The organism is Streptomyces sp. NPDC031064, assembly GCF_055570965.1.
Genome location: NZ_JBVIGF010000007.1, coordinates 258424 through 271887, shown reverse-complemented (window position 1 = coordinate 271887; position 13464 = coordinate 258424). Strand labels below are relative to the sequence as shown.

Annotated in this window: 12 protein-coding genes; 9 read left to right on the top strand and 3 right to left on the bottom strand. The window is 71.7% G+C overall.

Annotated elements, in window-relative coordinates:
• Window positions 1–73 precede the first annotated feature (73 nt).
• The 7 genes from ACZ46W_RS25600 (at window position 74) to ACZ46W_RS25570 (ending at window position 7160) form a co-directional block, all read left to right on the top strand.
• Window positions 74–1030, top strand: coding sequence for a helix-turn-helix transcriptional regulator (locus ACZ46W_RS25600; protein WP_468341772.1), 957 nt, complete (start codon window positions 74–76; stop codon window positions 1028–1030).
• Between the two features lie 16 nt (window positions 1031–1046).
• Window positions 1047–2003, top strand: a complete 957-nt coding sequence (locus ACZ46W_RS25595; protein WP_468341769.1) for a helix-turn-helix transcriptional regulator — start codon at window positions 1047–1049, stop codon at window positions 2001–2003.
• Window positions 2004–2167: 164 nt separating this feature from the next.
• Window positions 2168–2425, top strand: coding sequence for a hypothetical protein (locus tag ACZ46W_RS25590; protein ID WP_468341766.1), 258 nt, complete (start codon window positions 2168–2170; stop codon window positions 2423–2425).
• A 20-nt stretch (window positions 2426–2445) separates the two neighbouring features.
• Window positions 2446–2643 (top strand): hypothetical protein, encoded by a 198-nt coding sequence (locus ACZ46W_RS25585; RefSeq protein ID WP_366130610.1) that lies wholly within the window; start codon window positions 2446–2448, stop codon window positions 2641–2643.
• 221 nt (window positions 2644–2864) lie between these two features.
• Complete coding sequence (gene tatA, locus ACZ46W_RS25580; RefSeq protein WP_366130611.1) at window positions 2865–3149, top strand: Sec-independent protein translocase subunit TatA; 285 nt, start codon at window positions 2865–2867, stop codon at window positions 3147–3149.
• Window positions 3150–3226: 77 nt separating this feature from the next.
• Window positions 3227–4177, top strand: coding sequence for a twin-arginine translocase subunit TatC (gene tatC / locus ACZ46W_RS25575; RefSeq protein WP_468341763.1), 951 nt, complete (start codon window positions 3227–3229; stop codon window positions 4175–4177).
• Between the two features lie 160 nt (window positions 4178–4337).
• Entirely contained in the window at window positions 4338–7160 is a 2823-nt protein-coding gene (locus tag ACZ46W_RS25570) for a DEAD/DEAH box helicase (protein ID WP_468341760.1), read from the top strand.
• Between the two features lie 58 nt (window positions 7161–7218).
• On the opposite strand, the gene ACZ46W_RS25565 is transcribed toward ACZ46W_RS25570, so the two are convergent.
• From ACZ46W_RS25565 to ACZ46W_RS25555, 3 genes are read right to left on the bottom strand one after another with little or no spacing between them, the layout of a single operon-like run.
• Window positions 7219–8295: an ADP-ribosylglycohydrolase family protein gene (locus ACZ46W_RS25565; RefSeq protein ID WP_468341757.1), complete on the bottom strand. Its 1077-nt coding sequence runs from the start codon at window positions 8293–8295 to the stop codon at window positions 7219–7221.
• A 24-nt stretch (window positions 8296–8319) separates the two neighbouring features.
• Complete coding sequence (locus ACZ46W_RS25560; RefSeq protein WP_468341754.1) at window positions 8320–9171, bottom strand: siderophore-interacting protein; 852 nt, start codon at window positions 9169–9171, stop codon at window positions 8320–8322.
• 49 nt (window positions 9172–9220) lie between these two features.
• A complete protein-coding gene (locus ACZ46W_RS25555; RefSeq protein WP_468342347.1) occupies window positions 9221–10126 on the bottom strand; it encodes a 5'-3' exonuclease in 906 nt (301 codons plus the stop codon).
• 186 nt (window positions 10127–10312) lie between these two features.
• Between ACZ46W_RS25555 and ACZ46W_RS25550 the strand changes: the two genes are divergently transcribed.
• Together ACZ46W_RS25550 and ACZ46W_RS25545 are read left to right on the top strand one after the other, a co-directional pair.
• Window positions 10313–11596: a quaternary amine ABC transporter ATP-binding protein gene (locus tag ACZ46W_RS25550; RefSeq protein ID WP_468341752.1), complete on the top strand. Its 1284-nt coding sequence runs from the start codon at window positions 10313–10315 to the stop codon at window positions 11594–11596.
• Window positions 11589–13391 (top strand): ABC transporter permease/substrate binding protein, encoded by a 1803-nt coding sequence (locus tag ACZ46W_RS25545; protein WP_468341749.1) that lies wholly within the window; start codon window positions 11589–11591, stop codon window positions 13389–13391. Before ACZ46W_RS25550 ends, ACZ46W_RS25545 begins: the two co-directional genes overlap by 8 nt.
• Window positions 13392–13464 lie beyond the last annotated feature (73 nt).

Below are 13464 nucleotides of genomic sequence, written 5' to 3'. Positions count from 1 at the left end.
CTTTTGCCGCGACACCCCGGGGCGGTACGTTGAGCGGTAAAAGTGACTCCATAAGAAGAGGTGCAGGGCGTCGATGGCCATTGCCAAGGCCGAGCGGCTCATGAATCTGGCGCTGTGCCTGCTGGGGACCCGGCGCCCGCTCAGCAAGCGGGAACTGCGCAGCTCGATCGAGGCCTACCTGGAAGCCGGCTCCGACGACTCCTTCAACCGGATGTTCGAGCGCGACAAGGACGATCTGCGCGAGCTCGGCCTGGTCATCGAGACCGTGGAGAACCTGGACGGCGAGACCGGATACCTCGCCCGCCGCGACTCCAACCGGCTGCCCCCCATCCAGCTCGACGCCGAGGAGGCCGCCGCGCTGGGCCTCGCCGCCAAGGTCTGGCAGCAGGCCCGCCTGGCCGGTGCCGCGAGCGGCGCCCTCCAGAAGCTGCGCGCCGCCGGCATGCCCGAGGCGGAGGACTCCTACGACATCCCGCACAGCGCCCTCGAACCGCGCATCCCGGTCCACGAGGCCGCCTTCGAGCCGCTGATGCTGGCCTGCCGGGACCGGCGCCCCGTCGTGTTCGAGTACCGCAAGGGCAACGCCGCCCGTCCCGAGACCCGGCACGTCGAGCCGTGGACGCTGGAGTGCTGGCGCGGCCACTGGTACCTGGCCGGCTGGGACCGCGACCGGGGCGCCGAGCGCGTCTTCCGGCTCTCCCGGATCACCGGCAAGGTCCGCTCTCGCGCCGGGGTGTTCACCGCGCCCGTACCGGACGTGTCGACCGTGCGCGAGACCGTCGAGAGCTGGGCGGGGGAGACGGCGACGAGGTCCGCCCGCATCCGGCTGCGCACCGACTGCGGCTACCCGCTGCGCGCCCGTGCCCTGTCGGTGCGGGAGCTGGGGGACGGCTGGGACGAGCTGGAGATCCCGTACGGGCACGGACTGGACGCCTGGCTCGTCGAGTTCGGCCCGGACGTCGTCGTACTGGAACCGGCCGATCTGCGGGCCGATGTGGTGGACCGGCTGCGCGCCGTGGCCAAGGGCTGAGGGGGACGGAAAGACGATGGCCGCGAACGCGATCGACCAGACCAGGCGGATGCTGTCCCTGGTGACCTATCTGCGCGAGCGCCCCGGTGCCCACGTCGGGGACGTCGCCCGGGCGTTCGGCATCACCGAGGACGAGCTGATCTCCGACCTGGACGTACTGCCCATGTGCGGGACCAGTTTCCGGGGCGGTGACCTGCTCGACATCGACACGGACGGCGAGCAGATCTGGTGGCACAACCCCGACGACGTCGCCGAGCCGCTGCGGCTCGCCGCCGACGAGGCCACCGCGCTGCTGGTCGCCGCGCGGGCCGTCGCCACCCTGCCCGGGCTGCGCGAGGGCGACCGGGAGGCGCTGCTGCGCGCCACCGCCAAGCTGGAGGCGGCCGCGGGCGAGGCGGCGGGCGCGAGCTCCCGGCTGTCGGTGACGTTCGAGTCCGAGGGCGGTGTGTTCGCCGAGGTCGACCGGGCCATCTCGGAGCGGCGCCGGCTGTGGCTGCGCTACTACTCGCCCGCGCGGGACGAGCTCACCGAGCGCGAGGTGGACCCGATCCGGCTCTTCGCCGTCGGCCACACCTATATGGAGGCCTGGTGCCGCCTGTCCGAGGACCGGCGCACCTTCCGCCTCGACCGGGTGGCCGAGATCCGGCTGCTGGACGAGCCCTCCGCACCGCCGGAGATCGAGCTGCGCGACCTGTCCGAGGGCCTGGTCCAGCCGTCGGCCGACGACCCCGAGGTCGTGGTCGAGGTGGGGCCGGGCGGCCGGTGGGTGGCCGAGTACTACCCGCACGACAGCGCGGAGGAGCTGCCCGACGGGGGCTTGCGCATCACGCTGCGCACGCCGGACCCGGCGTCGCTGCGGCGGCTGGCCCTGCGTCTGGGCAGGGAGGGCCGGATCGTCTCCCCGCCGGAGCTGGCGGCGAGTGCCCGGCAGGCGGCGTGCGAGGCGCTGGCCGCGTACGACGACCAGGAGTAGGGCCAGGACCAGGAGGAGGACCAGGACAGGAGCAGGCGGTGCCGCGCCGGTCGAGGCGCGGTACAGATCCCGTGCAGACCTGCACGGAACCGCCTACGGGCCCGGTACAGCCCCGGTTCAGGCAGCCGTTGAGGGAATTGATGGAATTGAGGGATTCGTCCGTGATGTCCGGAGTCATCTCGTCGCCGTCGGCCTCGGTCGGCCCGGTCCTCTTCAAGGCCGCCTGCCCCGAGTGCCAGGCCCGCTTCGAGCTCTCGGCCGGCTCCTTGCGGCTCGCCATCGGGGCCAGTCGCCGCACCACCTTCTACTCCTTCACCTGTCCCGAGTGCGGCTCGGCCGTGCGAAAGCCCGCCGGTGAGCGCATCGTCGAGCTCCTCACCGGCGGCGGAGTGCGGACGCTGCGCCTCCACTCCACCGTCTGAGCGTCGTCTAGGCTCTGCGCATGTTCTGGCCCATGCTCGCCATCGCCCTCGGGTTCCTCGGTATCGCCGTCCTCGGCGTCCTCGGCATCCGGGTGTTCATCGAGGCGCAACGCCTCGGTCGTCAAGTGACGCACACCACACAGCGGATCAACCGTGCCGCCGAGGACCTGGAGCGGGCGGCCACCGATCTCGCCCGTACCGGCGACAGTTTGCGATGACGCGCGGTCTCCTCGCACGCAGGTGCGGGAGGTACGCTGCTGATTCCGGTGCGGGTGTTCGCGGGTGTTGAGGCACCTGCCCGGAACGCGGAGTATGCACGGGGATTGCCCGGCGTTTACCCGTGCGAGTTACGATCCTTGCAGCATGGGGCTGGACAACCGTCCGGTCGCACAGGTAAGTCCCACTCCCCCCAGCCGCCACGGTGAGAAGGAAGTAGCACATGATCGGCAATCTGAAGCCCCTCGAGATCGTTCTGATCATCGTCGTCATCCTGCTGCTTTTCGGTGCCAAGAAGCTTCCTGAGATGGCTCGTTCGCTGGGCAAGTCGGCTCGCATCCTCAAGAGCGAGGCCAAGGCCATGAAGAAGGACGACGCCGAGTCCGCCCCCGCGCCCACCACGGACACGACGGCCCAGCAGCAGCCCGCCCCGCGCACGATTCAGGCCGCCCCCGGCGACGTGAGCAGCGCCCGCCCGGTCGCGGAGCAGAACACCACCAAGAGCTGACGCACACGCGCGCGGATGACGCGCTGCGCGTTACGCGCTGACGGCTGCCGCACATCGCACGAGACAAGGGAAGTGGGTTGCTCAAGTCTGCCCGCAAGCGGGAGAAGAACGACGAGGGGCGGATGCCCCTTGTCGATCATTTGCGTGAACTGCGGAACCGGCTGCTGAAGTCGGTAATCGCCATTGCGGTAGCGGTGATCGTCGCGGCCTTCTTCCAGAAGGCCATCTTCGAGTTCCTGATGGAGCCGATCCTGGAGTCGGTCGGCTGTACGGGAGGCCGGGTCGTCACCAAGGACGGCAGGCCGTGCGCGGACATGACGACCAACGGTCTGTTGTCGCCGTTCACGATCGCGCTCAAGGTGGCGCTGATGGCGGGCGTCCTGGCGGCCACCCCCGTCTGGCTCTACCAGCTCTGGGCCTTCGTGGCCCCGGGCCTGCACAAGCAGGAGAAGCGCTACGCGCTCGGCTTCGCGGCCATCGGCGTCCCGCTCTTCCTCCTCGGGGCGTGGGTCGCGTACACGATCCTGCCTCAGACGGCGGAGATCATGCTGAGCTTCACGCCGGACGGCGCGAAGAACCTGATCCCGCTCGACGACTACCTCGACCTGATCACCCGTATGGTGATCGTCTTCGGACTGGCCTTCGAGCTGCCCCTGCTGCTGATCCTGCTGAACTTCACGGGCGTCCTCACCGGTCGGCGCATGCTCCGCTGGTGGCGGGGCATGATCATCGGCCTCACGGCGTTCGCCGCGATCGCCACCCCCGGCGGTGACCCGCTCTCGATGATCCTGCTGGCCGGTCCGCTGGCGGTGCTCTACTTCATCGCGGTCGGCATCTCGCTGCTCAACGACCGGCGCCGGCAGTTCGGGAACCCCGACCGCGGGCTGTCCGACGACGAAGCCTCCGAGCTGGACCTCACCCCCGCGTCCATCGACGCGGCCGAGCCCATCCCCTCCGTCCCGGCGCTGCCCGAGCAGGCGGACGGCAGCCGCTCACAGCGGGTGAACGGGTACGACGACATCACCTGACCTGTGCGCCCCCGGCGCACGCCCATGCGGAGCGAAGGCCCTCCAGGAGCCCCCTGGTGGGCCTTCGCCCGTTCTCGCTGCGTAGCCCCATGGTCACGGGCTGCCGGGCCGATTAAAGATCGGCTGACTGTCAGTGCCGGCGGGTAGGCTCGATAGCAAGATGACAGAAGAACTCACACCCGCGGAGGCGTACGCGGCCGCCAGGCTCCGCGCCGCCGAGCAGGCAACCGCGCTCGCTGCTTTCCGCGCCCTCTACGACTTCGAGCTGGACCCGTTCCAGGTCGAGGCCTGCCGTGCCCTGGAGGACGGCAAGGGAGTACTCGTCGCGGCGCCCACCGGCTCGGGCAAGACCATCGTCGGTGAGTTCGCCGTGCACCTCGCCCTGGAGCAGGGGCGCAAGTGCTTCTACACCACGCCCATCAAGGCCCTGTCGAACCAGAAGTACGCCGACCTGGTCAGGCGGTACGGACCGGGCAAGGTCGGCCTGCTGACCGGCGACAACAGCGTCAATTCCGAGGCCCCGGTCATCGTGATGACCACCGAGGTCCTCCGCAACATGCTGTACGCGGGGTCGCAGTCCCTCCGGGGGCTGGGCTATGTGGTGATGGACGAGGTGCACTACCTCTCCGACCGGTTCCGCGGGGCCGTCTGGGAGGAAGTGATCATCCACCTCCCCGAGTCCGTGACCCTGGTGTCGCTCTCCGCGACCGTGTCGAACGCCGAGGAGTTCGGTGATTGGCTCGACACCGTCCGTGGCGACACCGAGGTGATCGTCTCCGAGAGCCGGCCGGTGCCGCTGTGGCAGCACGTCCTGGCCGGGCGCCGGATCTATGACCTCTTCGAGGAGGAGACCGACCACGGCGGCCGCGGTTCCGCCCGGCGGGAGGTCAACCCCGACCTGGTCCGCCTGGCCCGCATGGAGAACTCCCGCCCGTCGTACAACGGCCGGGACCGGCGCCGCGGCCGGGAGGCCGACCGCGAGCGCGAGCGGCGGCAGCGGTCGCGGATCTGGACGCCCGGGCGGCCCGAGGTCATCGAGCGGCTGGACGCCGAGGGGCTGCTGCCCGCCATCACGTTCATCTTCAGCCGGGCCGGCTGCGAGGCCGCCGTACAGCAGTGCCTGTACGCGGGCCTCCGCCTCAACGACGAGGAGGGGCGCGCGCGGGTCCGGGAGATAGTCGAGGAACGCACCGCCTCGATCCCCACCGAGGACCTGCACGTCCTGGGCTACTACGAGTGGCTCGAAGGCCTGGAGCGGGGCATCGCCGCGCACCACGCGGGCATGCTGCCGACCTTCAAGGAGGTCGTCGAGGAGCTGTTCGTACAGGGCCTGGTCAAGGCCGTGTTCGCCACCGAGACGCTGGCGCTGGGCATCAACATGCCGGCCCGGTCGGTGGTGTTGGAGAAGCTGGTCAAGTGGAACGGCGAGCAGCACGCCGACATCACCCCGGGCGAGTACACCCAGTTGACCGGGCGCGCGGGCCGGCGCGGCATCGACGTCGAAGGCCACGCGGTGGTCCTCTGGCAGCGCGGCATGGACCCCGGCCACCTCGCGGGCCTCGCCGGCACGCGGACGTACCCGCTGCGCTCCAGCTTCAAGCCCTCGTACAACATGGCGGTCAACCTGGTCGACCAGTTCGGCCGGCACCGCTCGCGCGAGCTGCTGGAGACGTCTTTCGCGCAGTTCCAGGCGGACCGGTCGGTCGTCGGCATCTCCCGCCAGGTCCAGCGCAACGAGGAGGGGCTCCAGGGCTACCGGGAGGGCATGACGTGCCACCTCGGGGACTTCGAGGAGTACGCGCGGCTGCGCCGCGAGCTGAAGGACCGTGAGACGGAGCTGGCCAAGCAGGGCGCCGCACAGCGCAGGGTGGCCGCCGCCACGTCCCTGGAGCGGCTCAAGCCGGGTGACGTCATCCATGTGCCGACCGGCAAGTTCGCCGGGCTGGCGCTGGTCCTGGACCCGGGCCTGCCGGCCGGGCGGTCCAACGGACACCGCGGCTTCGAGCACGTCGACGGGCCGCGCCCGCTGGTGCTCACCGCCGAACGGCAGGTCAAGCGGCTCGCGTCGATCGACTTCCCGGTGCCGGTCGAGCCGCTGGAGCGGATGCGCATCCCGAAGTCGTTCAACCCGCGCTCCCCGCAGTCGCGGCGCGACCTGGCGTCCGCGCTGCGCACCAAGGCCGGGCACATAGCCCCGGAGCGACACCGCAAGCAGCGCTCCGCGGCCGCCGACGACCGCGAGATCGCCCGCCTGCGCGCCGCGCTGCGCGCGCACCCCTGCCACGGGTGCAGCGAGCGGGAGGACCACGCGCGGTGGGCCGAGCGGTACCACCGCCTCCAGCGCGACACACGCCAGTTGGAGCGGCGCATCGAGGGGCGGACGAACACCATCGCCCGCACCTTCGACCGGATCGTCGCGCTCCTGACCGAGATGGACTACCTGCGCGGCGACGAGGTCACCGAGCACGGCAAGCGACTCGCGCGCCTCTACGGCGAACTGGACCTGCTGGCCAGCGAATGCCTGCGCGACGGCGTCTGGGAGGGCCTCAACCCGGCCGAACTGGCCGCGTGCGTCTCGGCCCTGGTCTACGAGGCCCGGCAGTCGGACGACGCGGTCGCCCCGAAGCTCCCGTCGGGCAAGGCCAAGGCGGCCCTCGGCGAGATGGTGCGGATCTGGGGGCGGCTGGACGCGCTGGAGGAGGAGTTCCGGATCAACCAGGCCGAGGGCGTCGGCCAGCGCGAACCGGACCTGGGCTTCGCCTGGGCCGCCTACCAGTGGGCCTCCGACAAGAGCCTCGACGAGGTGCTGCGCGAGGCCGAGATGCCGGCGGGCGACTTCGTCCGCTGGTGCAAGCAGGTCATCGACGTACTCGGTCAGATCGCGGCGGCCGCGCCCGGCGAGGGCAGCACGGTCGCCAAGAACGCCCGCAAGGCGGTCGACGCCCTGCTGCGGGGCGTCGTCGCCTACAGCTCGGTGGGCTGACGCGCCCGTCGTCGTACGTGAGGGCCCGGCCGGGGTTTCCCCTGGCCGGGCCCTCACGTCACCGTGGGGAGCGGCTCAGCTCGGGGGACCGGCTCACCGAGGTGGCCGGCTCAGCCCGAGGTGGCCGGCTCAGCCCGGGGGCGGCCGCGAGGGCCTCGGCCAGCGCGATGAGCTCCGGCGCGCGCAGCACCCGCCCGCCGTGACCCGGCAGCGGCACGTGCAGGGCGGCCGCCCAGCGTCCCGGAACCGCCCCGGCCCCGTACACGGCGCCCGCCAGCATGCCCGTGACGGCCGCGACCGTGTCGGTGTCGCCGCCCAGGTCGATCGCCGCCGCCAGGGCGTCCTCGAACGAACCGGTCGTCCGCAGCGCCCAGAGCGCCGAACCCAGGCACGGCCACACCGCCCCGTTGAACTCGGTGGCCAGGTCCGGGTGCCAGTCGGGGGCCAGGACGGTTGCCCAGCGTTCCCGGTGATCCGCGTGGACGGCGGCCAAGGCGTCCGGCACGGCCGCCAGAGGGTCCGCCCCGTCCAGGGCCACCCGGACCAGCTCGTGCAGTACGGCCGTGCCCTCCCACGCGGCACGGTCGCCGTGCGTGAGCGCGGCGAGCCGCCGGGCGGCGTCCATGGTCCCGGTGCGGCCGGCGTTCGCGAAGTACACGGCGGACGTGGAGGCCCGCATCAGCGAACCGTTGCCCGCGGCGCGCCCGTTCAGGGAGAAGTGGAGCGCGGCCGCGCGGTTCCAGGGCGCGCCGTTCGTCAGGACGTCCTCGGTCTGGAGCCCGATGTCCTTCGGCTCCCCGGCCGCCCACCGCCGGAACCGTTCGAAGACGTCCGGGAGGTCGAGCCCGTGGCGTTCCAGCAGTGACTCGCCGACGAGGACGGCCATCTGCGTGTCGTCCGTGGCCTCGCCGGGGTCCCAGCCGCCCCCTCCGCACATCTCACCGACGCCGTCCGGGAAGCGGGCGGAGTAGACGCCCGGCAGCCCGAACTCGAAGGGCGCGCCGAGGGCGTCACCGACGGCGGACCCCAGGACGGCGCCGCTGACGCGGTCGGCGCGGCCGACACGGTCGGCAGGTTCCGTCCGGCCGAGCCCGTCGGCGGGGTCGGTGCGGTCGGTGGGGCCGGGGGCTGACATGCGGTCAGCCTAGGGGCCCTGGGGTCAGGCGGCGGTGGGCGGGGTTTCCTGCTCGCGTTCCACCTGCTCGTTCCAGTCGCGCTTGATGGCGCGCCAGGCCTCGTCCGTCTTGCCCAGGCGCCAGTAGCCGGAGATGGAGAGGCGTTCGCGCGGCACCTGGCGCTCCAGGCGGAGGTGGCGGCGCAGGTCCTTGACGAAGCCCGCCTCGCCGTGGACGAAGGCGTGCACGTCGCCGGGCGGGAAGTCCAGGGCCTGGACGGCGGCCAGCAGCGCGTCGCCGACCGGGCGGCCGGCGCGGTGGAGCCAGCGGAGCTCGACGCCGGCCGGCAGGGCGATCTTCTGCTCGTCGTCCGGCGACTCGACCTCGATCAGGGCGTGCCCGACGGCGCCCTCCGGGAGCCGCTCCAGCGACGCGGCGATCGCGGGCAGGGCGCTCTCGTCGCCCACCAGCAGGTGCCAGTCCGCCGCCGGGTCCGGCGCGTAGCCACCGCCCGGCCCGAGGAAGCGGACCGTCTCGCCCACGCGGGCCCGCGCCGCCCACGGGCCGGCCAGGCCCTCGTCGCCGTGGACGACGAAGTCGACGGTGAGCTCCCGCTGGGCGGGGTCCCACGCCCGTACCGTGTACGTACGCGTCGTGGGCCACTGCTCGCGCGGGAACTCCTCCCGGATCCGCGTCATGTCGAACGGCTCCGGATACGTCACGCCCGGCGCCGCGAAGATCAACTTGATGTAGTGGTCCGTGAACTCGTCCGCGGCGAACCCGGCCAGCCCCTCGCCGCCGAGGACGATGCGCACCATGTGCGGCGTGAGCCGCTCGGTGCGCACGACACGCGCCTCCTGCGCCTTGGGTGCCTTACGGGCCGGCTGTTCCGCCACGGTGGTCTCCCGGGGAGTGTGGTTGCTTAGGCTTACCTAAGCTAACACCTCAGCCCCGGAGAGTCGTGAGAAGCCGCTCCAGGGAGCCCCCCAGCCCCCACCGCGCCGCCAGCGCCTCCAGTGCCGCCGCGTCCCGCGGCTCCGCCGGCAGCGCCGGGTCGAACGCCGGCAGCGGTACGTCGTCGGCGACCCGCACCACCTTCGGCGCGACCGCCAGGTAGTCCCGGGACTCGTCCAGCCGCCTCCGCTGCGCGGGCGTCAGCTTCGAGCGCGGATCGTCCACCGCCGCCATGATCCCGGCCAGGTCGCCGTAGCTGTCGAGCAGCTTGGCCGCCGTCTTCTCACCGATGCCCGGCACGCCCGGCAGCCCGTCGCTCGGGTCACCGCGCAGCAGCGCCAGGTCCGCGTACCCCGGCCCGTCCACCCCGTACTTCGCGCGCAGCCACGCCTCGTCCGTCACCTGGAGCGTGCCCACCCCCTTGAGCGGATACAGCACCCGCACGCCCCGGGCGTCGTCCACCAACTGGTACAGGTCCCGGTCGCCCGTCACGATGTCCACCGGCCCCGCCGCCCGCCCGGCCAGGGTGCCGATCACGTCGTCCGCCTCGTACCCGGCGACGCCCACGCGGGCGATCCCCAGCGCGTCCAGCACCGCCTCGATCACCGGCACCTGGGGCGACAGCGTGTCCGGGATCTCCTCCTCGTCCGGGCCCACCTCCGTCTCCTCGGCGACCCGATGCGCCTTGTACGACGGGATCAGCTCCACCCGCCACGCCGGCCGCCAGTCCGCGTCCATGCAGGCCACCAGGTCGTCCGGCCGCCGGTCCTGGACCAGCCGGGCGATGAAGTCCAGCAGCCCGCGCACGGCGTTGACCGGCGTGCCGTCCGGCGCCCGCACGGAGTCGGGGACCCCGAAGTAGGCGCGGAAGTAGAGGGAAGCGGTGTCGAGGAGCATCAGGCGTCGCGTCACATCTCCGATCATGCCGCACCCCACTGACACCCACGGGCGCTCGACATGACGCCGCGTGAAGTGGATCACCTTTCCGTTTGTCCGGTGTGCGCAAGGGCAGGTGCGGCACCGGAGCGGGGTCTGTCCTGTTTCAACCAACCCGTTCCGTTCGTTCCCACGCGTGAGGTGTATGTGTCCAGGCTCCAGGCGGAGCACCTGTACAAGGTGTTCGGCAGACGACCCGACGAAGCGGTACGCAGGCTCCAAGCCGGTGCGGACCGCGACGAGTTGCGCGCCGACGGGGCGACCGCGGCGGTGATCGACGCCTCGTTCGCCGTCGAGCCGGGCCAGATCTTCGTCGTGATGGGGCTGTCCGGATCCGGCAAGTCCACGCTGCTGCGCATGCTCAACGGACTGCTGGAACCGACCGCCGGACGCGTCCTCTTCGACGGCGAGGACCTCACCGCGCTCAGCCCGCGCGAGCTGCGCCGCGTACGCTCCACGAAGATCAGCATGGTGTTCCAGCACTTCGCGCTCTTCCCGCACCGCAGCGTGCTGGAGAACGCCGCCTACGGCCTCGAAGTGCAGGGCGTCCCGCGCCGCGAGCGCGAACGGCGCGCCGCCGAGGCCCTGGAGCTGTGCGGCCTGGGCGGCTGGGAGGCGTGCTGGCCGGACGAGCTGTCCGGCGGCATGCAGCAGCGCGTCGGCCTGGCCCGCGCGCTCGCCACCGACGCCGACCTGCTGCTGATGGACGAGTCCTTCAGCGCCCTCGACCCACTGATCCGCCGCGACATGCAGGACCAGCTCCTGGAGCTCCAGAAGCGGCTGAAGAAGACGATCGTCTTCATCACCCACGACCTCAACGAGGCCATGCGCCTCGGTGACCGCATCGCCGTCATGCGGGACGGCCGGATCGTCCAGCTCGGCTCCGCCGAGGACATCCTCGTCCGGCCCGCCAACGACTACGTCGCCTCCTTCATCCAGGACGTCGACCGGTCACGCGTCCTGACGGCCGGCGCCATCATGGCCGCCCCGGACACCGTGTTCGGCACCGCCGACGCGAGCGGCGATGAGCCGCGTACCGCCGCCGACGTCCTGGCCGCCGCGCCCGCCACGGTCCCGCTCGACACGCCGCTGGCCGAGCTGTGCACCCCCTGCTCCACCAGCGGCGCCGCGGTCGCCGTCACCGACGACACGGGCGAGCTCGCCGGCGTGATCACCCGTGCCCGCCTGCTCGCGGCCCTCGGCGAGCCGGTCACGGAACGCCCGTCCACCGACCGGCCGACCGCCGACCAGTCGGCCACCGGCGAGCCCGCCGCCGACCAGCACGTCACCGACCAACCGGCCGACGAACCGACCCCCCACCAACCGCCTTCCACCTCGCCCGTGCCGGAAAAGCCCGCGGCCATCACAGCCACCATCACCACCGACACCACGACCCCGGCCACCACGACCAAGGAGGCGCCCCGTGCCTAGGCTTCCGCTCGGTGAGTGGGTCGACCGTGGTGTCGACTGGCTCCAGTCGCACCTGTCCTGGCTCTTCGACGCCATCAGCTCCGTCGTCACCGGCATGTACGACGGCATCGACGCCGCCCTCTCGGCGCCCGAGCCGCTGCTCTTCGCCGGAATCCTCGCCGTCCTCGCCTGGTGGCTGCGCGGCCTGCCGGCCGGCGTGCTCGCCTTCGCGGGCCTCGCGCTGATCGACGCCGTCGACCTGTGGGACGACGCCATGTCGACCCTCAGCCTGGTGCTGGTCGCCACCGTCGTCACGCTGGCCATCGCCGTCCCGCTGGGCATCTGGGCCTCGCGGTCCAAGGCCGTCAGCGCCGTGACGCGGCCCGTCCTGGACTTCATGCAGACCATGCCCGCCATGGTCTACCTGATCCCTGGGATCATCTTCTTCGGCGTCGGCGTGGTCCCCGGCATCATCGCCACCATCATCTTCGCCCTGCCGCCCGGCGTGCGGATGACCGAGCTCGGCATCCGCCAGGTCGACAAGGAGCTGGTGGAGGCCGCCGAGGCGTTCGGCACCACCCCGCGCGACACACTGCTGCGCGTCCAACTGCCGCTCGCCCTGCCCACGATCATGGCCGGTGTCAACCAGGTGATCATGCTGGGCCTGTCCATGGTCGTCATCGCCGGCATGGTCGGCGGCGGCGGACTCGGCGGCGCGGTCTACCGGGCCATCGGCAACGTCGACATCGGTCTCGGCTTCGAGGCCGGCATCTCCATCGTCATCCTCGCCATGTACCTGGACCGGATCACCGGGGCGCTCGGCCGCCAGGTGTCGCCCCTCGGCCGCCGCGCCCTGGCCAGGGCGAAGGCCCTCACCGGGGGCCGTGCCACGGTCCTCAACCACCGCCCCCGGCCGGCCGTCGCGGTCGTCGGCGCCGTCATCCTCGCCCTCGTGGCGGGCGGCATGAACGTCTTCGGCGGCGCGGCCACGTCCACCGCCGCCGGCGGCGGCACGGACGTCGGCCAGGGCAGGAAGATCTCCCTGGGCTACATCCCGTGGGACGAGGGCATCGCCTCCACCTTCCTCTGGAAGGAGGTACTGGAGCGGCGCGGCTTCGAGGTCGACGCCAAGCAGTACGAGGCCGGCGCCCTCTACACCGGGATGGCCAACGGCCAGATCGACGTCCAGACCGACTCGTGGCTGCCCGTCACGCACGCCACCTACTGGGACAAGTACCACGACCAACTGGAGGACATGGGTGCCTGGTACGGCCCCACCTCTCTGGAGCTGTCCGTCCCCTCGTACCTCAAGGGCGTCGACTCCCTCGCCGACCTCAAGGGCAAGGCGGACCGCTTCAAGGGCCGGATCATCGGCATCGAGCCGAGCGCCGGAATGATGGGCCTGCTCAAGGACAAGGTCCTGAAGGAGTACGGCCTCGCGGGCGAATACGAGGTCGTCGACGGCTCCACACCCGGCATGCTGGCCGAGCTGAAGCGCGCGTACGCCAAGAAGGAGCCGGTCGTCGTCACCCTCTGGTCGCCGCACTGGGCGTACTCCACCTACGACCTGAAGAAGCTCAAGGACCCGAAGGGCACCTGGGGCAAGGGCGACGGCGTGCACACCCTCGCCCGCGAGGGCTTCACCGCCGACAACCCCGAGGTGGGCCGGTGGCTGAAGAGCTTCCGCATGACCGAGCAGCAGCTCACCAGCCTTGAGGCGACCATCCAGCGGACCGGCAAGGGCAAGGAGCAGGAGGCCGTCCGCACCTGGCTCGACGCCAACCCGGGCGTCGCCGACAAGATGGCACCCGTGTAGCCGTCCGGTGGGGCGGCCCTGTCGCGGGCCCGCCCCACCGCGGCTTTCCCTCCGGTTGCGCTACTCGGCGGTA

Coding starts and splice junctions, on each gene's coding strand:
- ACZ46W_RS25600 (WP_468341772.1), top strand. CDS start 74: ATGGCCATTGCCAAGGCCGAGCGGCTCATGAATCTGGCGCTGTGCCTG.
- ACZ46W_RS25595 (WP_468341769.1), top strand. CDS start 1,047: ATGGCCGCGAACGCGATCGACCAGACCAGGCGGATGCTGTCCCTGGTG.
- ACZ46W_RS25590 (WP_468341766.1), top strand. CDS start 2,168: ATGTCCGGAGTCATCTCGTCGCCGTCGGCCTCGGTCGGCCCGGTCCTC.
- ACZ46W_RS25585 (WP_366130610.1), top strand. CDS start 2,446: ATGTTCTGGCCCATGCTCGCCATCGCCCTCGGGTTCCTCGGTATCGCC.
- tatA (WP_366130611.1), top strand. CDS start 2,865: ATGATCGGCAATCTGAAGCCCCTCGAGATCGTTCTGATCATCGTCGTC.
- ACZ46W_RS25570 (WP_468341760.1), top strand. CDS start 4,338: ATGACAGAAGAACTCACACCCGCGGAGGCGTACGCGGCCGCCAGGCTC.
- ACZ46W_RS25565 (WP_468341757.1), bottom strand. CDS start 8,295: ATGTCAGCCCCCGGCCCCACCGACCGCACCGACCCCGCCGACGGGCTC.
- ACZ46W_RS25555 (WP_468342347.1), bottom strand. CDS start 10,126: ATGCTCCTCGACACCGCTTCCCTCTACTTCCGCGCCTACTTCGGGGTC.